Genomic DNA, 20,692 nt, shown 5'->3' with positions numbered 1-20,692 from the left:
GCATCCCGCCTGGCTGCGTTCTCGTCGATCGGCGCACAAGACCAGTGCGCCTTCCTCCTCGGCCTTGCCAGCCGGGCGCGGATACGCCGCTCACTGATCGATCGTGATCCATCAGACACCCCCTAGCAGATTCTCTGCATGGCGATGATCGGATTGTTGACAACAGTACGGTACGCCGATAACTTCCTTCGCACCACAGAGGCCCCGGCGGTGACCCGGGCGGCTGAGCCGGTCGCAGGGTTTGCACTGCGCCTCGCCGAGGAACACCCGGATGTCCAGCTCGTGCCGATTCCCCTCACCACCACAGGGAGAGGCTCACGTGGTCCAGGAACCGTTGCCCAACAATCCGTTACCGCGTCTTGGCCGGCGCGGGTTTCTCCGGCATGCGCTGTTTGCGGGGGCAGCGTCTGTCGCCGTCGCCGGATGCGGGCGCTCACTGGCCGGGACAAACGCCGGTGCCGGCGACACGCTGGCGAGGATCAAGCGCGAAGGTGCGATCAAGGTTGCGTTCGCCAACGAAGCGCCCTACGGCTTCAAGAACACCGGAGGCGACCTGGTCGGTGAGGCCCCCGCCGTGGCGAGGGAGGTCTTCACCCGGATGGGTGTTCCCACCCTGGAAGGGAAACTGGTCGAGTTCGGGTCGCTGATCCCGGCGTTGCAGGCGGGCGCGGTCGACGTGATCGCCGCGGGAATGTACATCACCCCCGAGCGGTGCGGCCAGATCGCCTTCTCCGAACCCGACTACTGCGGCAAGAGCGCTTTCCTTGTCCGCAAGGGAAATCCGGACGGGATCAAGACCTACGACGATGTGGCGAAGGCCGGGATCCGGCTCGGAGTCGTCGGTGGCGCGATCGAGGTGACCTACGCCGAAGGTGCCGGGGTGAAAAACCTCGTGTCCTTCACCGACTCCGCCAGCGGCTTCGAAGGCCTGACGGCCAACCGGATCGACGCGTTCTCCCTCACCAGCATCACGCTACGTTTCCTGCTCGACAACCGGGAGGGGCTCGACCTGGAGGTCACCGAGCCATTCGTTCCGGTGGTCGACGGCAAACCCCAGACCGGCTGTGGGGGTTACGGTTTCCGCCCCGCAGACGCCGACCTGCTGGAGGAGTTCAACAGTCATCTCGGTGACTTGAAGGACAGCGGTGACCTGCTCGAGATCATCGAGCCCTACGGATTCAGCAAGGCCGAGCTTCCGACCGACCAGACGACCAAGAGCCTCTGCTCGGGCTGACAGGACGGATACCCATGCTGTCGACGATGCTCGACTATCTCCCGACGTTGCTGCGCGGTGCGCTCGTCGCGCTCGAGATCACGGCCGGCGCCGCGGCGATCGGACTGGTGATGGCCGTGCTCGCCGGGCTGATGGCCCGGGCGCGGCAGCGAGCGGTCCGGGCGATCGCCCGGGTCTACGTGGAGTTCTTCCGCGGCACCTCGGCACTCGTGCAGCTCTTCTGGCTGTTCTTCGCACTGCCCTTGCTGGGTTGGGAGATGCACCCGATGTTCGCCGGCATAGTCGCGCTCGGCCTGAACATCGGCGCCTACGGTGCCGAGGTGGTGCGCGGTGCGGTCAACGCAGTATCGCCGGGGCAGTACGAAGCGGCGATCGCGTTGAGCTTCTCACCGGCCCAACGGATGCGGCGGATCATCTTCCCGCAGGCGGTCGTGGGCATGATCCCGCCGTTCGGCAACCTGTTGATCGAGTTGCTGAAGGGGACCGCGCTGGTCTCACTCATCACGATCAACGACCTCACGTTCAACGCACAGGTGCTGCGCCAGCTGACCGGCCACACGGTGCTGATCTTCTCGATGGTGCTCGTTCTCTACTTCGTGATGGCCTACCTCATGACGCTCGGCATGCGCTGGCTGGAACGCAGAGCCAAGGCGTCCATCGGCCAGGTACCGGTCGCCACCACGCAACCGGCCGTCAAGACCGTTGTCCGCAAGGAGGTGCCGGCATGAGCGAACGAAGTGAGCGAAGCACGGACACAGCGTGTGGGTTCTCGGCGAAGCGAGAACACGCATGAACTGGGACTGGGGTTTCGTCGCCGAGAACCTGCCGCTGCTGCTGGACGGCCTCAAGATCACCGTGTTCGCCACGATCCTTGGCTCGCTGGTGGCACTCGTGGTCGGTCTGGTCCTCGCGTTGCTGCGCCGGTCCAATGTCCGTGCGGTCCAGCTGTCGGCGACCGCGGTGGTCGAGTTCATCCGGAGCACTCCGCTGCTGGTGCAGCTCTACTTCCTGTTCTTCGTACTCCCCGCCCTCGGTCTCACGCTGCCTGCTCTCGCGACTGGTGTGATCGGCCTCGGGCTCCACTATGCGGCGTACATGTCCGAGGTCTATCGAGCCGGCATCGACGGCGTCCCTCGCGGTCAGTGGGAGGCATGCACCGCGCTGAGCCTGCCGCGCCGGAAGGTCTGGGCCGACGTCATCCTGCCGCAGGCCATTCCGCGGGTCCTGCCCGCTCTCGGCAACTACATCATCGCGATGTTCAAGGACACGCCCCTGCTGTCGGCGATCACCGTCGGAGAAATGCTCCTGGCCGCGAAGACGGTCGGCTCGGAGACCTTCCGTTACCTCGAACCCATCACGATGGTCGGCTTGCTGTTCCTCGTGGTCAGCATCCTGGCCGCCGTTCCCCTGAGGGTATTGGAGCGTCGCTTTGGCCACTGAGACTGCCCACAAACCGGATCAGGCCGCCGGCCGGCACGCCGAGCCATCGAGTGATCCCCTGGTCCGTTTCGACAAGATCATGAAGAGCTACGGCGACAATGTCGTCCTCAACGAACTCGACTTCGACGTCGCGGCTGGTGAGCGGGTGACGCTGATCGGGCCGAGCGGATCGGGCAAGACGACGATCCTGCGGCTGCTGATGACGTTGGAAAAGCCCAACAGCGGCACGATCACGGTCGACGGGGAATGCCTGACCCACATGGAGAAGGGCGGCAGGCTGGTGCCGTCCGACGACCGCTACTGCCGGTCGGTACGCAGGAAGATCGGCATGGTCTTCCAGCAGTTCAATCTCTTCCCGAACATGAAGGTCCTCCGCAACGTCACCGAGGCGCCGTGTCAGGTCCTCGGCCTGTCGACCGAGGAGGCGACCGAACGCGCCAAGGGCCTGCTCGAGCTTGTCGGCATGGGTGACAAGTGCGACTCCTATCCGTCGCAGCTGTCCGGCGGGCAGCAGCAGCGGGTGGCGATCGCGCGCGCCCTGGCGATGCAGCCCAAGGTCCTGCTCCTCGACGAGGTGACCTCCGCACTCGACCCGGAGCTTGTCGCCGACGTGCTCAACGTCCTGCGTGACATCGCCGCGACCACCGACATCACCATGTTGTGTGTCACGCATGAGATGGGATTCGCCCGCGACGTGTCCAACCGGGTCATGATGTTCGACCGTGGTCACGTGATCGAGCAGGGGCCACCGGCGAAGATCTTCTCCGAACCCGAGAACGACCGGACCAAGACCTTCCTGCGTGCCGTCCTGGATGAGCGTTGAGCCACCCCCGCCGGCCGGGACGCCGCAACGCAGGATAATCGCAGGCGATGAGCAGGTCTGCCGCGCCCGTCGTCACGGTGTTGTGTGACACGCATCGTCCGCCGGGCATGGCGGCGGTGGAGGATCGCGCGGACGTGCGGTACGTCCGCGCCGATGAGCTTCGTGACGCCCTGCGCGGCGCGGACGTCTTCTTCTGTTGGGATTTCCTTTCCCCTGCCCTGCGTACGGCATGGCCGGGCGCGGATTCGCTGCGGTGGGTGCAGATCGCGTCGGCGGGGGTCGACCGGTTGCTGTTCTCCGAGCTGGTCGAGAGCTCGGTGGTGGTCACCAACTCGCGCGGGATCTTCGACCGGCCGATCGCGGAATGGGTGCTCGCGGTCGTCCTTGCCTGGGCCAAGGATCTACCGACGACCTGGCGGTTGCAGGAACGCCGGGAGTGGCGGCACCGGGACGCCGAACGCATCGAGGGGCGGTCCGTGCTGGTGGTCGGCACGGGCGGAATCGGCCGGGCGATCGCCCGCCAGCTCCGCGCGGCCGGGATGGTGGTGAGTGGAGCCGGTCGTACGCCGAAACCGGAGGATCCGGACTTCGGCGTGGTCTTCGCGAGCGATGACCTGCGCGAAGTCGTTGGCGGAGTTGACTTTCTCGTCGTCGCGGCACCACTGACCACGAAGACGCAAGGTTTGGTTGACGCCGACGTGCTCGCCCGGATGCGACCCACAGCGCGGCTGATCAACGTCGGTCGGGGGCCGATCGTCGACGAGGAGGCGCTGGTGACCGCGCTGCGGGCGGGGACGATCGCGGGTGCGGCGCTCGACGTGTTCAGTGTGGAGCCGTTGCCTGCGGACAGCCCGCTGTGGAGTGCTCCCGGAACCCTCGTGTCTCCACACATGGCCGGCGACACGGTGGGCTGGCTCGACGATCTCGCGGCGCTCTTCGTGACGAACTTCGAGCGGTGGATGGACGGCGAGCCATTGCGGAATGTCGTGGACAAGCGCCTCGGCTACGTCCCTGGAGCGGACCGGCCACCAGGGGAGGGGACGTGACCGACGACGAGTTGGCCATGAGCAGCGCCACCGAACTCGTGAAGCTGTTCCGTACCCGCAAGGCGTCACCGGTGGACGCCGTCGACGCGGCACTCGCCCGGATCGAGCGGCTCGACACCGCGGTCCATGCGTACTGTCTGGTCGATCCGGACCTCGCCCGGGCGCAGGCGAAGGAGTCCGAGCGGCGGTGGCGCCACGGAGCGCCGGCCGGACTGCTCGACGGCGTACCGGCGTCGGTCAAGGATCTGCTCCTCACCGCCGGCTGGCCGACCCTGCGCGGATCGCAGATCCTCTCCGCCGACGCCGACGGACCGTGGACGGTCGACGCGCCGGTCGCCGCACGCATGCGCGAGCACGGTGCGGTGCTGCTGGGCAAGACGACGACGCCGGAGTTCGGGTGGAAGGGGGTCACCGACAGCCTGCGCTACGGCGCGACAGGCAACCCGTGGGATCCCACGCGGACCGCCGGTGGGTCCAGCGGGGGCAGCGCGGCGGCGGTGGCGCTCGGCATGGGTGTCGTTTCCGTGGGCACTGACGGCGGCGGGTCGATCCGCATTCCGTCCGGTTTCACCGGGACCTTCGGGCTCAAACCGACGTACGGCCGGGTGCCGCTCCATCCCGCGAGCCCGTTCGGGACCCTGGCGCATGCCGGGCCGATGACCCGCACGGTGGCCGACGCGGCGGTGCTGCTGGACGTGCTGTCCGGGCCCGACTCGCGGGACTGGTCGGCGCTGGACCGGCCGTATGACGTGTTCCACTCCTCCCTCGACGGCGGGGTCGCGGGGATGCGGATCGCGTTCAGTTCCGACCTCGGGTACGCCCGGGTTGACGCGGAGGTCGCGGCGGCGGTGCGCCAGGCGGTAGAGGTGTTCGCCGCTCTCGGCGCGGAGGTCGTGGAGGAGGACCCAGGCTTCGCCGACCCGATCGAGGCGTACCACGTGTTGTGGTTCGCCGGTGCCGCCAAGGTCGTGCAGGCCTACGGCGGTGACGACGTGGTGGGCCGGATCGACCCGGGGCTCGCCGAGGTGGTCGAGGAGGGCCGGTCGTTCAGCGCGCTGGACTATCTTGACGCGACAGCCGTACGCATGGATCTCGGCGTTCGGATGGGGCGGTTCCACGAGCGCTACGACCTACTGCTGACGCCGACCTTGCCGATCCCCGCGTTCGCGGCCGGATGCGAGGTGCCGCCGGGCTCGGGCATGCGGCGGTGGACCGAGTGGACGCCGTTCACGTATCCGTTCAACCTCACCCAACAGCCGGCGGCGACCCTCATGTGCGGGTTGACCAGCGACCAGCTGCCGATCGGCCTCCAGGTCGTCGGCCCTCGGCACGCCGACGCGCGGGTCCTGCGGGCCTGCCATGCGTACGAGTCCGCAACGTCATGGCCTCAGCCCCCGCTCACGTCGCCGCCACCCTCCACCCCGCCACCCTCCACCCCGCCACCCCGCCGGCCGCCCCCTCAGCCGGCCGCCCCCTCAGCCACGCCCACCCCTCGTGATCATGGACCGCCCGTAGAGATGCTGGCCCCGTGATCATGATGGTGATCATGAAACTCCGTGGGGCGTATGGCCCCGCCTTCTTTCATGGAACGGTTTCGCTTCATGACCATGAAAGCGGCGGCGTTCGCCGACGAGCCGCAGTCTCACGACGTATCCAGGCCTACGCCCAGCGCAGGGACTGCGCCAGCTGGGCCTGTGCCTGCGGCGGGGCTGGGCCTGTGCCTGCGGCGGGGCTGGGCCCGTGCCTGGGCTGGGCCTGTGCCAGGCTGCGCCTGGGCGGCGCCGGCGCCGGGACCGCGGTCATGATCACGAAGCCGTACGGGACCGTGAAGCCTGACGGGGCTATAGCTCCGCACGGAATTCATGATCACGATCATGATCACGGAACTGGGCCCATGACCGGGGGCGTACGCGGGGTCAGACGTCGGTGATCCAGGAGTTGACCTCGCGCTGCCAGGCGACGTCGGCCCAGAACGGATGGTGCGGCGCGGCGTTGCTGCACAGGATCGTGCCCCAGTATCCGAGCCGCTTGGCCTCGAGCACCGCGAACTCGCAGATGTCCTTGCCCACCGGCCCCTCCTCGAACGTCGTGTGCAGCGGCGTGTAGCCGACGTAACCCTCGCCGATCACCGCCGGTGCGCCGAGCCGCGCGCCGAAGTCGGCGTACGCCTCGAGCCGGCTCCGGATCATCTCTCGCATCGACTCGCGGTAGCGGTGGTAGTGCTCGTAGAGGTAGAGGTCCCACTTCACCGGGTCGGTCCAGTCGTGGGTGTAGACGAGCCGCCGTTGTACGCCGGTGGCCGCGAGCCGCCACTCCTCGTCCGGGAGCCAGTCGTCGTAGGCCGGAGCGTCAGAACGCAGCAGCCGCGTGACGAGTGGCGTCGGGAACTCCGCGTCCGACCACAGGCCCGCCTCGTCGAAGAGTTGCCGCAGGACGCCGTACGCATAGATGTGGAAGTGCGCGACCTGCAGATTGCCGGCGAGGTCGTCCAACCGGTGCAGTGCAGGCTCGGAGTAGCACGCCGTGTGCAGCAGGTCTGGGTGGCGTTTGCGCAGCAGGTCGACCGCGCTCTCGATCAGCGCCCGCTGAGCCGCCACCACGCTCTCGCCCTCCGCGGCGACCTCGGTGAGGCTCGTGCCGGCGTTGTCGACCTCGTTGTGCAGTTCGACGTAGGCGATCCGGTCGGCGAGGCCGTTGTCCTTCACGAAGTCGAGCAGCGCGCTCATCGACTCGGCCAGCGCCGCGCAGCGCCGCGCCGGGGGAATTGCGACAAGCGCTTCGTACTGTGCCGGCGTGGCGAAGAAGCTCGGCGTCTGCTGGTACTCCCAACTCGACACGATGAGGTGGCAGCCGTGGCGTTCCGCTGCCCGGAAGAGCTCCAACAGGTGGGCGCGACCGTCGATCAGCGCGCCACCGGCGTTGTTGTACCAACGCGTACCCTTCCCGAATCCCCTTCCCAGGTTGGCGATCCGCAGCGGCTCCGGCGGGATGTCGCCGCCGAAGAGGGTGTAGGGCATCGCGCAGATGCGGACGGTGTTGTAGCCGCGTTCGACCGCCTCGGCGAATGCCCGGTCGAGGTCCTCGAACGGCTCACCCGGCATCGTCTGGGTGAACCAGCTGAAGTCCCACAGCGAGATCGTCAGCCGTGCTGGCAGGTGGGAGGGAATATCGACGGTCATGAGCCCTTCCTCACTTCACGGTTCCGGCGGTGAGGCCGGCGATGAACTGCTTGGTGGCGAACGCGAACGCGACGAACACCGGGAGTACGCCGATCGTCGTGCCGAGCATCACGGCGGCGACGTCGGCACCTCCGGCGGCGGTGTTGAGCTGGGTCAGCGCCAGTGGCAACGTGAACTTCTCCGAGTCGTTGAGGATGATGAGCGGCATCAGGAAGTTGTTCCAGCTCATCATGAAACTCCACACGGCAAGGGCGGCGAGCCCTGGGCGGATGATCGGCAGCACCACCCGCCAGTAGATCCACAGGTCGCCGGCGCCGTCCATCCGTGCTGCGTCGTAGAGATCGGCCGGCACGGTGCTGTCGACAACCTGCCGCATCCAGAAGACGCCGAAGCCGGTGGCGGCACCGGTGAGGATGAGCGGCCAGTACGTGTTGATCCAGCCGAACTCCTTCATCTCCACGAACCACGGGATGAGCCCAGCCGCAGGTGGGATGAAGAGCGTGAGGAGCACTGAGCCATACAGCACCCGGTGCCCCGGCGCCTCCCGGAAGCGGGAGAACCCGTAGCCGGCAAGGGAACTCACGAGCAGCACCAGCACCGTGTGCGCCACCGAGACGTACGCCGTGTTGCCCAGCGCCCGCACGATGTCAAGGCTGGACTGCAGCCGGCCGAAGTTGTCGATCAGCGCCGTGCCGGGCAGGAGCGGCGGAGGGAACTGGAACACCTCCGAGGTCCTCCGGGTGGCGAGAACTCCCATCCAGTACAGCGGAAACACGAAGAGCAGGGTGGTCATGGCGACCGCGACGGTGATCACGACCCGTGGTGTCCGGTGGCCGACATCGTTCACGAGTGCTCTCCCTCCCTTCAGACCTGTCGCCGCAGCATGCGGGCGTTGATGGCGGAGAACACCAGGATGAGGGCGAAGATGACGTACGACGTGGCCGATGCCAGCCCGAACTTGAACTCCTGGAACGCCGCCTGGTAGAGGTACGTGCCCATCACCTGCGCGGAGTTCGCGGTTCCGTACGTACCACCGGTGAGGACGTACGGCTCGTCGAAGAGTTGGAAGGCGCCGACGGTCGAGGAGATCGCGCTGTAGAGCACGAACGGAATCATCAGCGGCAGCGTGATCCGGAAGAACAGTTGGCTCTCGCCGGCACCGTCGACCCGCGCGGCGCTGTAGAGATCGCGCGGAATCGCCTGCAGCCCGGCCAGGAAGATGATCAGATGCCAGCCGGTCCACCGCCACGCGATGAGCAGGATGATGAGCGGCTTGATCCATCCGGTCGACTGCAGCCACTCGAAGGTGACCCGGTCGCCGGTGAGCGCGCTGAGTGCTGCGTTGACGACGCCGGCGTGGGAGGAGAACATCACGCTCGCGATGATGCCCGTCACAGCCGGAGCGACGAGCAGCGGAAACAGGAACACGACCCGGAAGAATCCCTTGCCCACCAGGACGTACTCGTTGATGAGGTAGGCAAGGAAAAACGCCAGGCCCATCGTCACGACCGTCGAACCGATCCAGATGTAGACCGTGTTGACCATCGCCTTCCGGAACACCGGGTCCTGGAAGAGGATGGCGTAGTTCTGCAGCCAGACGAACTCCGGTGTGCTCAGCCCGTCCCAGCGCACGAAGCTGATCACCAGTGAGGCGAGGATCGGAAACGCGCCGAAGATCGCGAAGAGGACGAAGAACGGCGCGATGCAGAGATAGAACGCGCGGTTAGCGCCCACGCTCGCCCGCAGCCCCCGGCCGCCACGCGGGTCGGGGGCTCGAGACGGTGGTCCGCTGGCCCGGGGGAGTGTGGCTGTCTGGCTGTCAGCTGGCATGGTGACTCTCAACCTGACCGGTTCTCGACCCGACGGTTCGCGTCGCGCAGTGCATCGTCGGCTTTGGCCTTGCCCTTCATGACATCGGTGACCGCATCGGACAAGGCCTGCTGGGCGGCGAAGTCATCGGGGTGCGTGATCGGTGTCTTCATCTCGTTGGACACCACGGAGAAGATCTCGTTGACGTTCTGGCCGGAATAGAACTCGTCGGGCTCGTTCATCCACGGCTCCTCCGTGGCCGACTTCCAGGCGGGATACAGGTCGTTCCGCGCGTCGAGGTTGACGAAGCCTGGTTTCGCCTTGTATTTCGCGACGTTGGTGATCTCGACGCCGGCGACGTCCGGCCCGGCACCGGGCACGAGTGTCGCGAGCAGCTTGTTGTCGTACTGCTCGGTGAGGACGAACGAACCCAACCCAACGCCGGCCGAAAGGCCGAGGAAACGCCGCCGGTCGACCCCTCGAGCCGTCCCGGTCACAGCGCTCACCTCGGACCTACGTGTGGACTGCACTGGCACGGGTGTCACGCCCTCTCAGCCGGAACGCTTCTCGACGCGGGCCCGCGCCGCGGACAGGGCTGACCCGGTCTCGGCCTTGCCCTTCATGACATCGGTGACCGCGTCGGTCAGCGCGTCCTGTGCCGCCTGGTCGTCGGGATGGGTGATCGGCGTCTCCATCGACTCCGAAACCTGCGCGAAGACCTCGTTGACGTTCTGCCCGGCATAGAAGTCGTCGGGCTCGTTCATCCAGTCCTCTTCCAGGGCTGGCGTCCAGGCGGGGTAGAGGTCGTTCTCGCGGTACATCGTCCGCAGGCTGTCGGGGTCCTGGGTGACGAACTTGACGAACTCCCACGCGGTCGCCTTGTTCTCACTGGTTTCGAGGATGCCGATGAAGTCGCCGCCGGAGTTGAACGCGGCATTGCCGTCGTACTCCGGTGCGAGCGTCACGCCCCACGAGCCTGCCGACTCCGGCGCGTAGACGCTCTTGACGAGCCCGCCGAACCAGTTGCCGATGAGGAACGTCGCGACCGTGCCGTTCTTGATCGCGGCTCCCCATTCCTGGCTCCACTGCTCGAACGGCGCGACCAGCCCCGCATCGTAGGCCTGCTTGGCGTAGTCGACGGCGGCCACCATGACGTCCGACGTCAGCTGGGACGCCCCGGACTCGTCGAACATCGAGACACCAGCCTGGGCGCGGATCGCTCCCACGATCGACATCGGCGTGTCGATCAGCCAGCGTTCGTCCTTGACGGCCAGCGCCTTGCCCTCGGCGAGATAGTCGTCCCAGGTCTTGAATGCGTCGTTCACGTCGTCGGGCTCGGTCGGCAGGCCGGCCTTCTCCAGCACGTCGCGGCGGTAGAAGAGCCCGCCCGGGCCGGTGTTCTTCGGCAGGACGAAGGCCCGGTCCTCCTCCTTGTCGAACACGTAGTCCCAGGAGAAGTTCGCGTAGTCGCCGGCGCTCTTCGTCGCGTGGTACGGACCCTCGGCGAGGTTGACGAAGCCCGGCTTTCCCTTGTATTTCGCGACGTTGGTGATCTCCACCATGGCGACGTCGGGACCGGTGCCGGACACCAGCGTGGCGAGCAGCTTGCTGTCGTACTGGTCCGAGGCGAACGCCTGCACCTTGACCTTCGTTCCCGGGTTCTTCTTCTCGAAGATCGGGATGGTCTTCTCGAACGTCTTGTCGTTGTCGGGCCAGGTCCACACGGTGATCTCGCCCCCGACCTCACCGGCGGACTCGCCGCCTCCGCCGCACGCCCCCAGCATCAACGCCCCCGCCCCGATGCCGGCGCTCGCCGACAGGAACCGTCGCCGGCTGAGCCCGTGCGCGGCTCCCGACATCCTGTCCACTGGCCGTTTCCGCATGGTGCCACTCCTTTGTGTGTGAAGCATGTGTGCCTGGCTCATGTGTGGGTGGTGCTCAGGGAAAGGGGTCACCATTCCGCGAGCGAACCGTCGTCGCGGCGCCAGATCGGCGTCCGCCAGTCGGTCGCGTGTTGTGTCGCGCGCTCAACGGTCCGCTCGTCGATCTCGATGCCGAGCCCGGGTCTGTCGAGCCGGTCGATGAAACCGTCCCGGTGGGTCAGCACGGAACGGTCGACGAGGTAGTCGAGCAGGTCGAAGCCTTCCCCGTAGTGCAGGCCGATGCTCTGCTCCTGGATCAGGTAGTTCGGTGTCGCGAAGCCGATCTGCAGGCTGGCCGCCAGGGCGATCGGCCCGAGCGGGCAGTGCGGCGCGACGGCGACGTCGTAGGCCTCCGCCATCGCGGCGATCCGGCGTACTTCGGAAATGCCGCCGGCGTGGGAGAGGTCGGGTTGGATGACGGCGACTCCGGATCCGAGGACTGGCCGGAAGTCCCAGCGGGAGTAGAGCCGTTCGCCGGTGGCGATCGGCACGCTCGTTGCCGCGGCCACCTCGCCGATCCGGTCACTCACCTCCGGCACGACCGGTTCCTCGACGAACATCGGGAGGTACGGCTCCAGCAGGGGCAGCACCCGCCGCGACATGGGCACCGTCAACCGGCCATGGAAGTCCACCGCGATGTCGACCTCGGGACCGACGGTCTCGCGGACGGTCGCGACCCGCTCGACGATCGCCTGGACCTCGGCAGCGGTGTCGATGAGCCGCAGCTGGGCCGAGGCGTTCATCTTGACTGCTGTCATGCCGTCGTCGAGGCGGCGCTTCGCGGCCTCGGCGAGGCTGGTCGGTTCGTCGCCACCGATCCAGCCGTAGACCCGGACGCGGTCGCGCACAGGTCCGCCGAGCAGGGCGTGGACGGGTACGCCGTGCACCTTGCCGGCGATGTCCCACAGGGCCTGGTCGATCCCGGCGACCGCGCTGGAGAGGACCACACCGCCGCGGTAGAAGGCACCCTTCGTGAGCACCTGCCAGTGGTCCTCGATGCACAGCGGGTCCTTGCCGACGAGGTATTCGGCGAGTTCCTCGACGGCGGTCGCGACCGTGCGCGCCCTGCCCTCGACCACCGGTTCGCCCCACCCGGTGACGCCTTCGTCGGTGTCGATGCGGAGAAAGAGCCACCGAGGCGGGACGGGATAGGTACGCAGGGCGGTGATCCTCACCCGGCACCCCCGTCGCCTACGTTCCGGCGCCGTGGCCGTTTCGCTGCCTGCCGATCTCGCCGGCGCTCGCTCCGCTGGCTGCCCCGCTGACTTGCCCGCTTCGCCTCAGGCTGGCCTTCGCGCTGGCCCCCGAGTCGGGTGGAGTCGAGGTCCTGCCGGGCCTTCTCCAGCAGGGCCCGGACGGCCTTCTCCGCGGCGTCGGGATCGCCGTCTCTGACCGCCTCGGCGACGGCACGGTGCGCCGGCACCGGGTCGTCGGCGGGTTTGGCCTCGTGGACCAACTCGTCGCGGGTGGCGAGCCCGGCCTCGATGACGACCTCCATCCGGAGCAGGAGTTCGTTGTGGGTGGCCGTGAGCAGTGCCCGGTGGAACGCGAGGTCGGCGCGTACCTCCTCCGCCGGGACGCCGACGGCCGCGGCCATCTCGTCCAGTGCCGCGTCGAGTGCGGCGAGGTCGTCCTCGGTACGGCGGACCGCCGCGAGCCGGGCACCCGCCGGCTCCACCACCTCGCGTACCTCGTGCAGGTTGTCGAGGAACGCGTCATCGCCCCGGTCGGCGTACTGCCAGCGGATCATGTCGCCGTCGAGCAGGTTCCAGTCCGAGCGGGGACGTACGAACGTGCCGCGCTTCTGCCGCGCGTCCACCAGCCCCTTGGCGGCGAGCACTTTCAGAGCTTCGCGCAGGACCGTACGGCTCACCTCGAGCTCGGTCTCCAGGGCGGCGAGATCGATCGTCTCCCCTTCGGCGAGCTCCCCCGACAAGATGCGACGCGCCATCTCCCGCACGGTCTGCCCGTGCAGGCCTCGGCGCGAGTAGACGGCCACGGTTCTCCCTTGTGAGCGTTGGTTCTGTCGTGCACTTCTGTGGTGTGGAGGCCAGCCTAGAACAAGACATTAATTATGACTACATCTTGACAAGCCCGGTCGGGTTGGCCATGCTCACGGCGCAACATCGACGAAAGCGTTGGTGCCAGCCCCCAGCGAGCTCCGCTCGCCGAGGCCCCGCCCCGCCACGCGCCCGCCCGCAGGAGGCCCGTCATGCGTCCGATCCGCCGACGTTCCATGCTTCAAGCCGCCGCGTTGACCCCGATCGCGGCCTCCATGGTGGCAGGCGCCGCGCCGGCGGCCGCCGCTCCCGCCCTTGACGCGGCTGCGGCAGCGGGGTCCGGTAACCAACCGCCGCCACACGGTGACAGGGAGCCGGCGGGTACCGAGCTTCGTACCATCGCCGGCACCGGGGTGGTGTTCCAGTACGACGCGGTCGTCCCGGCGTTCGACGGCTGGCGTACGCACGAACCCACCAGGAGCTACCGCGACCTCGACCGCACATGGCGGTTCCGCTTCGACCCGGACGGCGTCGGCGAGAGCGAAGAGTGGCAGGGCGCCGGCCACGACGACTCCGGCTGGGACTCGATCGCCGTCCCGTCGGCGTGGGATCTCAAGGACACGCCGGGCTTCGGCGGGTACGACGGCAGCCGGTTCGGCGAGGGCACGGCCTTCGCCGACGGCTACGCGTGGTACCGCACCTCGATCTCGGTCCCGGGCGACTGGGCGGCACGCCACGTCCGGCTCGCGTTCCTCGCCGTCAACTACCGCGCCGACGTCTGGCTCAACGGCCAGCACCTCGGCGCGCATGAAGGCGGGTACGCACCGTTCGCGCTGCCGACAGGTGACGCCCTCCGCCCGGGCCGGGTCAACGTCATCGCGGTCCGGGTGCACCGGCTCGCCTCGTGGGAGGACTACACCCAGCCCAGCCCTTCGATCACCGACCCGTACGCCATCCCCTGGAAGCCGGTCGACTACTGGCCGTACGCCGGGATCACCCGCTCGGTCTGGCTGGAGGCGGTGCCAACCATCACCGTCGCGAAGGTCCTCCTCGCGGCCGCTGACGGCGAGCTGGAGGTCCGTGCGGTGGTGGAGAACCGGCGCGACGAGGCGTTCACCGGCCGGGTCGTCCTCGACGCAGGTAAGGGGACCGGCGCGAAGCCGGTCAGTGTCCCGGTGGACGTCCCAGCGGGCGGCGTGGCGGTCACGCGCATCCAGACCGGCATCCCGGACGCCCCGGCCTGGAGCGCGGAGCGTCCCGCCGTCCTGACCGCGACGACCAAGCTTCTCGCGGCGTCGGGAACGAGTCTCGTCGACCAGCTGAGCGATCGCTACGGCATGCGGGCGGTCGAGGTCAGCGACGCCAAGCTGCTCGTCAACGGCAAGCCCGCGTTCCTCAAGGCGCTCAACTGGCACGAGGAGACCGCGGCACACGGACGGGCGATGACCCGCACCGACTACGACCGCGAGCTCGGCCATGTCCTCGCCACGAACTCCAACGCGGTCCGCAACACGGTCTACACGCGCCACCCCTACGCCTACGACTGGACCGACGCGCACGGCGTCTACGTCATGGACGACATCGACAACATGTGGGTCAACGCCGCGCAGGAGAAGCTGCAGACCGAGCAGTACGGACTGTCCAGGGCGATGGCACTCACGATGGCGTGGAACAACCACAACCACCCGTCGGTCGTCTGCTGGTGCCTGCAGAACGAGTCCGAGATCGACGGCAACGGTGCGCCGATCTACCGCGCCTGGCTCGCCGACATGAAGGCGGCGGTCAAGGCCGTCGACCTCACCGCGCGCCCCGTCACGTGGGCGTCGCACACCACCAACGACCCGGCGTTCGACATCGCCGACATCGTGGGCTTCAACGAGTACTTCGGCTACTTCTACGGCAAGAACGAGGACCTCGGTCCCGCGATCGACGCCGTACACGCGAGGTATCCCGACAAACCGATCATGATCACCGAGAACGGCTCGTGGTCGTTCTTCGGCCACCACGGCCCGGAGACCGAGGTCGGCACCGAGGAATGGCAGGCGATGAACTTCCGCTCGCACTGGGCACAGGTGGCGGAACGTAAGGACTACGTCGCAGGCTACTTCTTCTGGGTACTGAAGGACTACAAGACCCGTGCCGGCTACAACCAGGAATACAACGGGATCTCGGAGATGGGTGCACTCGCCTTCGACGGGACGACGAAACGCCTTGTCTACCACAACATCAAGGACGCAGAGCTGTGAGCCTCACATCGCGGGTCCAGTCGCTACGGTTGGTCGTCGGTGTCGTCTCGCTGGCGGTCGCCGCGCTCTCCATGCCCCTGACGGGCGTGTCGGCAGGGGTCGGCGCCGCATCGGCCGCACGGTCGGCGAACGCCGCCGCGCCGCAGACCATCAGCCTCGACGGTGAGGATCTCGGTCGGGCCTTCGACGGTGTGGGTGGGGTCAGCGCAGGCGGATCGTCGCGCCTGCTGATCGACTACCCGAAGAAGGAACGGGACGAGATCCTCGACTACCTCTTCACCCCCAACTACGGAGCCGCCCTCGACCTCCTCAAGGTCGAGATCGGCGGTGACGTCGACGCCACCGTGGGCGCCGAGGCCAGTCACATGCGGACGGCCGACGAGGTGGACTGCACCCGCGGCTACGAATGGTGGCTGATGCGGGAGGCCGCGAAACGCAATCCCGACATCAAGTTCTACGGCCTGCCATGGGGGGCGCCCGGCTGGTTCGACGGAGGTTACTGGTCGCCGGACCGAGTCGACTACCTCGTCGCATGGGTGGAGTGCGCGCAGGAGAACGGCTTCACGATCGACTACCTCGGCGGCGCCAACGAGAGCGGCTTCAACCGCGACGTCTACGTACGACTCGCAGAAGCCCTTGCGGAGAAGGGTTTCGGTGACATCAAGATCGCCGCCACCGACAACCACAATCCACCGAACTACTGGTTCGCCGCGCCGGAGATCGCCGCTGACCCCGAGTTGAACGCCGCCATCGACATCCTGGGCGAGCACGACGTGTGTGAGTGGCGGACGCTCCAGCGCCAGTGTCACGTCAGCGACGCGGCCCGCGCGCTCGAGAGGCCCTTGTGGGACAGCGAGAACAGCACTCAGGACTACGACGTCGGCGCGGAACCACTCGCCCGGGCGATGAACCGGCACTACATCGATGCCGACGTCACCGGAAACCTCAACTGGGCGTTGATCTCCGCGTGGTACGACAACTTCCCGATCGGCGGGACCGGCCTGATGCTGGCCGAGCGCCCGTGGTCGGGCTTCTACGAGGTCGGCCCCAGCATCTGGGTCGACGCGCACACCACACAGTTCACCGAGCCCGGGTGGCACTATCTCGACAGTGCGAGCGGCTACAGCGCGGAAGGTGCGAGCCACGTGGCGCTGCGGTCGGCCGACACCGACGACTACAGCGTGGTGATCGAGACACTCGACTCCGGTGAGGCCGAGACGCTGCGGTTCGAGGTGACCGGCGGGCTCTCGGACCGCCCCGTGCACGTGTGGTCGACGAACCTCTCGACCCCGAGCACCGCCGACGACTTCGTACGTCAAGGCAGCGTTGACGCGGCCGATGGTGCGTACGAACTGACCGTCGAACCCGGCCACGTGGTCACGCTCTCGACGACGACCGGCCAGGCGAAGGGCACCGCGGCGGCGAACGCGGATCCTGGTGCGCAACTGCCGATGCCGTATGCCGAGGACTTCGAGCACGTCGGAAGTCTCGGCCTGGCGCGCTACGTCGCCGACGTCCACGGCGGGTTCGAGGCGGCCCGGTGCGCTGGTGGGCGCAACGGCACGTGCTACGAGCAGCAGGTCACCCAGCAGCCGATCACCTGGCACAACACGAACATGCCGCCCACGACGATCGTCGGCGACCCGCGCTGGTGGGGCGACTACGAGGTCGGCGTCGACGCGCTGCTCGAGAAGTCCGGGCACGTCGAACTGCTCGGCCGGGTCGACAGCCAGCAGCACAACGCGGCCGGCTACCACCTGCGCGTCGCGGACACCGGCGAGTGGCGACTCTTCACCCAGGACCTGCAGGGACGCGACCGGACGCTCGCCTCGGGATCCGTGGCGGCCGTCGGCACGGGGACGTGGCACCGGCTTGCGCTGCGGTTCCGCGGGGAGCAGGTCACGGCACTGCTCGACGGCGACGAGCTCGCATCCGTCGAGGACGCGGACCACACGACGGGGCAGGTGGGGTTGCGGGTGGGCGGGTGGCAACGGGCCCAGTTCGACAACCTGCGGGTGGTGCCGACGGGTCCGCGGCCCTCGTTCGTACGCCATACAGACATGACCGCGACGGCAACCAGCGAACACACGGCGAACGACTTCGGCCACAACTACGTGGCCGAGCACGCGATCGACGACCGGCTCTGGTCCACGTGGCGGTCGGCGTTGTCGCCGGTCGAGCCGCTGCCGCAGGCGATCACCCTCGACCTCGGGGAGTCGACGACCGTGGCAGGTGTGGCGTACACGCCAGCCGTCACCCCGGTCGCCGGGGGAATCACCAGCTACACCGTCTCGACGAGCAAGGACGGCAAGTCGTTCACCAACGCCGCGAGCGGGCACTGGGCCGGGACCTACGCCACCAAGACAGCGCCCTTCGACGAGCCGGTGCAAGCGAGGTACGTCCGGCTGGAGGCAACCGACGTCAACGGCTGCCCACGGGCGCCGACGGTGGCGGAGCTCAACGTGTCGAGGACGGAGCTCATTCCGCTGGGCGAGGGGGAGCCGCCGACCGACCCCGACCCGACGTATCCCCACCTCGTACCACAGTCGCAGATGACTGCGACCGCGACGAGCCAGCAGCCGGGATACGAAGCGGGCAAGGCGATCGACGGCAACTGCGGCACGATGTGGCACGAGTCGTGGAGTCCGTACACGCCGCCGCCGCAGTCGCTGACCCTCGACCTCGGTGGTACGTACGACACGACTGCACTGGTCTACCAGCCGCGGCAGGACGGCAACGTCAACGGCGTGGTCACCGACTACGAGGTCGCGGTCAGCGCCGACGGTGAGACCTTCACTCCGGTCGCCGACGGCACCTGGGCCGGGGACGCGACGACGAAGACGGCGGAGTGGTCGGCGACGTCGGCGCGATACGTCCGGTTGACGGCCCGCAACGGAGTCAACGGCCACATCTCCGCCGCCGAGGTCAACATCGCCCACACCGGCTGACCAGCGGCCGCATAGGACCTCGTTCGGATGGGAGCTCCCTCGGCAGTGCAGCGTGCTTCACTCGCCGTTGCTGTTGTCGAGTGCGACTCGCGCCCTCGCGATGATCCGATGTGCGGCCGGACCGAAGGCCGCCGCCCCCTCCAATCGCTGCCATGCTTCGACGTAGGTCGCGATCTCAGACGTCTCGGTCAGTCGAAGCTCGGCAGCCGTCGTCTCGATCCGAACGAGCCGCTCGTCGAAGATCCAGAAGCAATGTCCAGGAACGGCCGTGAGCGGAACACCCAGCGGCACGATTCCTAACGGCGTTCTCGAGATTCCCACCGCGCCAGCAAGTCGATCGAGCTGCGCCACCATCACGTCGATCGGACACATCACCATGTGAAGGGCGGCTTCCCAGACGAGAATTCGGATACTCCGATCAGGATCGGAGAGGACCTGCTGACGCTGCAAGCGTGCCCGAACGCCCTCGTCGAGGCGTAGTGCGTCTCCAGGTGCCGCAAACGCGCCACCAGTTCGACCTCGGTTCCCGCTTGTCCTACTGCGTGAGCCCAAGCGCGAAGGTCTCGCACATGAGGAGTTTGCTTACCGTGTTCGAGTTTGGAGACCTTCGACCGGGGCCAGCCCAGGCGTTCGGCGACCTCGCGTGCGGACAAGCCGGCCTCGGCACGCATCTCCCGCATGCGCGCGCCGAGGCCCTCTCGTGCCGTCTGGTAGTTGCTCACGTGCGTATTGTTGTTCGCTCTCTGTAGTGGTCAAAGGTCTCGGCGTGGTGCCATGCGGCATCACGCCAATAGCAATGACGCACAACGATCGACGGGGTTTCGTCGAGAGTGACACCGAGGAAGCGGTCTTGCTGGCCGAATTCGAGCCGGGCCACGAGGCGTGAATCGAAAAGCCAATAGTCATGGGTCGGAAGATCGAGTTCGGGAGCCTTTCGCCTGTCGAGATAGCGAATGTCTTCACCGGCGGCCAGATTGTGTGGTGTTCCCCACAGCTCGAATCGCAGGTAGTCCGAAGGTGGGTCGTCTATCAGCCGGACCCGTTCGACGCGCTTGCCATGACCGGTCTGCTCCCGCATGAGGTCAAGCCACGGCTCGAACCAGTCCAACCCAGGGTCTTCGCCCGCGAGAAACCGCGGAAAGGCGTCGTCCTCCTCACTGCTGCCGTAGGAGGTTCGTACCTCGAGGCGATATGCGGTGTGCTCGAAGCGGCGAAACAGATCGACAAAGGCCTCGCCGCTCACCAGGTTTCCCACTGTTACTTCTTCGGAGCCCAATGATGATTGAGCGAGTCACGTGGTACGACGACAAATGTCTCACCGTCCAGAACATCCCGCACGCCAGCAAGAGCCTCGGTGTCGGTGAGGCGTTGGCCCTGCACCACGATGTCGCCGGTCTCCAGCTCATAGAGGGCGGGACAGCCACCGACCTGGCTGTCTGAACCCAAGAACCTGATCTTCATCTCAGCTCCTCCCGTGATCGTCCCCGTCACTGCTGACGGTATTGATCGTCACGTGGATGAGCCAGGGGCGTCAGGAGAAACTTCGAGAAACTGATGTCGTATCGACCAAGAGCAGCTCCTAGCGTGCGCTGTGCGATGCAGCGGTTGGTCGACGTCGAGCTCGTCGTTCACTGCGTGTCCTGGCCGCCGTGTCGCAACCATCAGCTACACGTGCGGCGGATCCGACGTGGTCGCCGAACGATGGCTCTCGAGGAGACCACCGATGCGTCCCGTTGCCTGGAAGGCGATCGCGTTCTTGATGTTTGTCGCTGTTGGCGTCATGGTGATGGCAAGGTGAACGACGAACATGTCGATCCCATCGACTCTGGCCGTCTCGATTGGATCTGGGATGGCGGCCTCAGCAAGCACGGCTACACGGACGCCGACCTGGCGACGACGGCCCGCGTCCTGTCACGGCGGTGTCCGAGATGCGATGCGGAGATAGGAGCATGGTGTCGCACCGCAGCGGGCAACACTCTGGCCAGTCTCGATCTCCAGCACATAGCGCGCAGGCTCATATGGCATCAGTAGGCACGTGACCTGGG

The 20,692-nt window shown here is 67.2% G+C and carries 20 protein-coding genes; 9 read left to right on the top strand and 11 right to left on the bottom strand.

Annotated features, from left to right (window positions below):
- Positions 1-319 precede the first annotated feature (319 nt).
- The 6 genes from ehuB to ABNF93_RS23370 all read left to right on the top strand — a co-directional run bounded on the left by ehuB (position 320) and on the right by ABNF93_RS23370 (position 6,075).
- The gene (gene ehuB, locus ABNF93_RS23395; RefSeq protein WP_349330294.1) at positions 320-1,234 is read left to right on the top strand and encodes an ectoine/hydroxyectoine ABC transporter substrate-binding protein EhuB; all 915 of its coding nucleotides are present in this window, start codon (positions 320-322) and stop codon (positions 1,232-1,234) included.
- A 14-nt stretch (positions 1,235-1,248) separates the two neighbouring features.
- Positions 1,249-1,962 carry an ectoine/hydroxyectoine ABC transporter permease subunit EhuC gene (ehuC, locus tag ABNF93_RS23390; protein ID WP_349330293.1) on the top strand — a complete coding sequence of 238 codons (714 nt, stop codon included), beginning with the start codon at positions 1,249-1,251 and terminating at the stop codon, positions 1,960-1,962.
- Between the two features lie 61 nt (positions 1,963-2,023).
- Complete coding sequence (ehuD, locus tag ABNF93_RS23385; RefSeq protein ID WP_349330292.1) at positions 2,024-2,674, top strand: ectoine/hydroxyectoine ABC transporter permease subunit EhuD; 651 nt, start codon at positions 2,024-2,026, stop codon at positions 2,672-2,674.
- Positions 2,664-3,497 (top strand): ectoine/hydroxyectoine ABC transporter ATP-binding protein EhuA, encoded by an 834-nt coding sequence (gene ehuA, locus ABNF93_RS23380; protein WP_349330291.1) that lies wholly within the window; start codon positions 2,664-2,666, stop codon positions 3,495-3,497. Before ehuD ends, ehuA begins: the two co-directional genes overlap by 11 nt.
- 47 nt (positions 3,498-3,544) lie before the next feature.
- On the top strand, positions 3,545-4,543 hold the full coding sequence (locus ABNF93_RS23375) for a D-2-hydroxyacid dehydrogenase (RefSeq protein WP_349330290.1): 999 nt from the start codon (positions 3,545-3,547) through the stop codon (positions 4,541-4,543).
- Complete coding sequence (locus ABNF93_RS23370; protein ID WP_349330289.1) at positions 4,540-6,075, top strand: amidase; 1,536 nt, start codon at positions 4,540-4,542, stop codon at positions 6,073-6,075. Before ABNF93_RS23375 ends, ABNF93_RS23370 begins: the two co-directional genes overlap by 4 nt.
- 384 nt (positions 6,076-6,459) lie before the next feature.
- Here the strand turns inward: ABNF93_RS23370 and ABNF93_RS23365 are convergent, their stop codons facing one another.
- The 7 genes from ABNF93_RS23365 to ABNF93_RS23335 form a co-directional block, all read right to left on the bottom strand.
- Positions 6,460-7,722, bottom strand: a complete 1,263-nt coding sequence (locus tag ABNF93_RS23365; RefSeq protein ID WP_349330288.1) for a cellulase-like family protein — start codon at positions 7,720-7,722, stop codon at positions 6,460-6,462.
- A gap of 10 nt (positions 7,723-7,732) precedes the next feature.
- Positions 7,733-8,569 carry a carbohydrate ABC transporter permease gene (locus tag ABNF93_RS23360; RefSeq protein WP_349330287.1) on the bottom strand — a complete coding sequence of 279 codons (837 nt, stop codon included), beginning with the start codon at positions 8,567-8,569 and terminating at the stop codon, positions 7,733-7,735.
- 17 nt (positions 8,570-8,586) lie between these two features.
- A complete protein-coding gene (locus ABNF93_RS23355) occupies positions 8,587-9,552 on the bottom strand; it encodes a carbohydrate ABC transporter permease (RefSeq protein ID WP_349330286.1) in 966 nt (321 codons plus the stop codon).
- Positions 9,553-9,560: 8 nt separating this feature from the next.
- Positions 9,561-10,028, bottom strand: coding sequence for a hypothetical protein (locus ABNF93_RS23350; protein ID WP_349330285.1), 468 nt, complete (start codon positions 10,026-10,028; stop codon positions 9,561-9,563).
- A gap of 54 nt (positions 10,029-10,082) precedes the next feature.
- Positions 10,083-11,414, bottom strand: a complete 1,332-nt coding sequence (locus ABNF93_RS23345; RefSeq protein ID WP_349330284.1) for an ABC transporter substrate-binding protein — start codon at positions 11,412-11,414, stop codon at positions 10,083-10,085.
- Positions 11,415-11,482: 68 nt separating this feature from the next.
- Complete coding sequence (gene dgoD / locus ABNF93_RS23340) at positions 11,483-12,628, bottom strand: galactonate dehydratase (RefSeq protein WP_349330283.1); 1,146 nt, start codon at positions 12,626-12,628, stop codon at positions 11,483-11,485.
- Positions 12,625-13,452 (bottom strand): FadR/GntR family transcriptional regulator, encoded by an 828-nt coding sequence (locus ABNF93_RS23335; RefSeq protein WP_349330282.1) that lies wholly within the window; start codon positions 13,450-13,452, stop codon positions 12,625-12,627. Before ABNF93_RS23335 ends, dgoD begins: the two co-directional genes overlap by 4 nt.
- A 213-nt stretch (positions 13,453-13,665) precedes the next feature.
- Between ABNF93_RS23335 and ABNF93_RS23330 the strand changes: the two genes are divergently transcribed.
- Positions 13,666-15,699 (top strand): glycoside hydrolase family 2 protein, encoded by a 2,034-nt coding sequence (locus ABNF93_RS23330; RefSeq protein ID WP_349330281.1) that lies wholly within the window; start codon positions 13,666-13,668, stop codon positions 15,697-15,699.
- Entirely contained in the window at positions 15,696-18,647 is a 2,952-nt protein-coding gene (locus ABNF93_RS23325; protein WP_349330280.1) for a discoidin domain-containing protein, read from the top strand. The genes ABNF93_RS23330 and ABNF93_RS23325 overlap by 4 nt, the downstream gene beginning before the upstream one ends.
- Positions 18,648-18,704: 57 nt before the next feature.
- Here ABNF93_RS23325 and ABNF93_RS23320 read toward each other — a convergent pair whose 3' ends face one another.
- The 4 genes from ABNF93_RS23320 to ABNF93_RS23310 are packed head-to-tail and all read right to left on the bottom strand — an operon-like array spanning position 18,705 to position 20,108.
- Positions 18,705-19,097: a Scr1 family TA system antitoxin-like transcriptional regulator gene (locus ABNF93_RS23320; RefSeq protein ID WP_349330279.1), complete on the bottom strand. Its 393-nt coding sequence runs from the start codon at positions 19,095-19,097 to the stop codon at positions 18,705-18,707.
- The gene (locus tag ABNF93_RS35000) at positions 19,019-19,318 is read right to left on the bottom strand and encodes a helix-turn-helix domain-containing protein (protein ID WP_502877612.1); all 300 of its coding nucleotides are present in this window, start codon (positions 19,316-19,318) and stop codon (positions 19,019-19,021) included. The genes ABNF93_RS23320 and ABNF93_RS35000 overlap by 79 nt, the downstream gene beginning before the upstream one ends.
- A 47-nt stretch (positions 19,319-19,365) precedes the next feature.
- Entirely contained in the window at positions 19,366-19,902 is a 537-nt protein-coding gene (locus ABNF93_RS23315; RefSeq protein WP_349330278.1) for a DUF6879 family protein, read from the bottom strand.
- 2 nt (positions 19,903-19,904) lie between these two features.
- Complete coding sequence (locus ABNF93_RS23310) at positions 19,905-20,108, bottom strand: hypothetical protein (protein WP_349330277.1); 204 nt, start codon at positions 20,106-20,108, stop codon at positions 19,905-19,907.
- Positions 20,109-20,201: 93 nt separating this feature from the next.
- On the opposite strand from ABNF93_RS23310, the gene ABNF93_RS34995 reads away from it, so the two are divergent.
- Positions 20,202-20,678 carry a zinc finger domain-containing protein gene (locus ABNF93_RS34995; RefSeq protein ID WP_502877611.1) on the top strand — a complete coding sequence of 159 codons (477 nt, stop codon included), beginning with the start codon at positions 20,202-20,204 and terminating at the stop codon, positions 20,676-20,678.
- Positions 20,679-20,692 lie beyond the last annotated feature (14 nt).

It is taken from the genome of Actinopolymorpha sp. B9G3, assembly GCF_040120725.1.
Taxonomy (GTDB): Bacteria; Actinomycetota; Actinomycetes; order Propionibacteriales; family Actinopolymorphaceae; genus Thermasporomyces.
The sequence above is the reverse complement of the archived record's forward strand: the minus strand, read 5'-3'. Positions and strand labels throughout refer to the sequence as shown.

Excerpts from the sequence above, each read along its gene's own strand:
- ABNF93_RS23330 (WP_349330281.1), top strand. The coding sequence starts at position 13,666 with ATGCGTCCGATCCGCCGACGTTCCATGCTTCAAGCCGCCGCGTTGACC.
- ABNF93_RS23345 (WP_349330284.1), bottom strand. The coding sequence starts at position 11,414 with ATGCGGAAACGGCCAGTGGACAGGATGTCGGGAGCCGCGCACGGGCTC.
- ABNF93_RS35000 (WP_502877612.1), bottom strand. The coding sequence starts at position 19,318 with ATGCGTGCCGAGGCCGGCTTGTCCGCACGCGAGGTCGCCGAACGCCTG.
- ehuD (WP_349330292.1), top strand. The coding sequence starts at position 2,024 with ATGAACTGGGACTGGGGTTTCGTCGCCGAGAACCTGCCGCTGCTGCTG.
- ABNF93_RS23365 (WP_349330288.1), bottom strand. The coding sequence starts at position 7,722 with ATGACCGTCGATATTCCCTCCCACCTGCCAGCACGGCTGACGATCTCG.
- ABNF93_RS23355 (WP_349330286.1), bottom strand. The coding sequence starts at position 9,552 with ATGCCAGCTGACAGCCAGACAGCCACACTCCCCCGGGCCAGCGGACCA.
- ABNF93_RS23375 (WP_349330290.1), top strand. The coding sequence starts at position 3,545 with ATGAGCAGGTCTGCCGCGCCCGTCGTCACGGTGTTGTGTGACACGCAT.
- ABNF93_RS34995 (WP_502877611.1), top strand. The coding sequence starts at position 20,202 with ATGTCGTATCGACCAAGAGCAGCTCCTAGCGTGCGCTGTGCGATGCAG.
- ABNF93_RS23310 (WP_349330277.1), bottom strand. The coding sequence starts at position 20,108 with ATGAAGATCAGGTTCTTGGGTTCAGACAGCCAGGTCGGTGGCTGTCCC.
- ehuC (WP_349330293.1), top strand. The coding sequence starts at position 1,249 with ATGCTGTCGACGATGCTCGACTATCTCCCGACGTTGCTGCGCGGTGCG.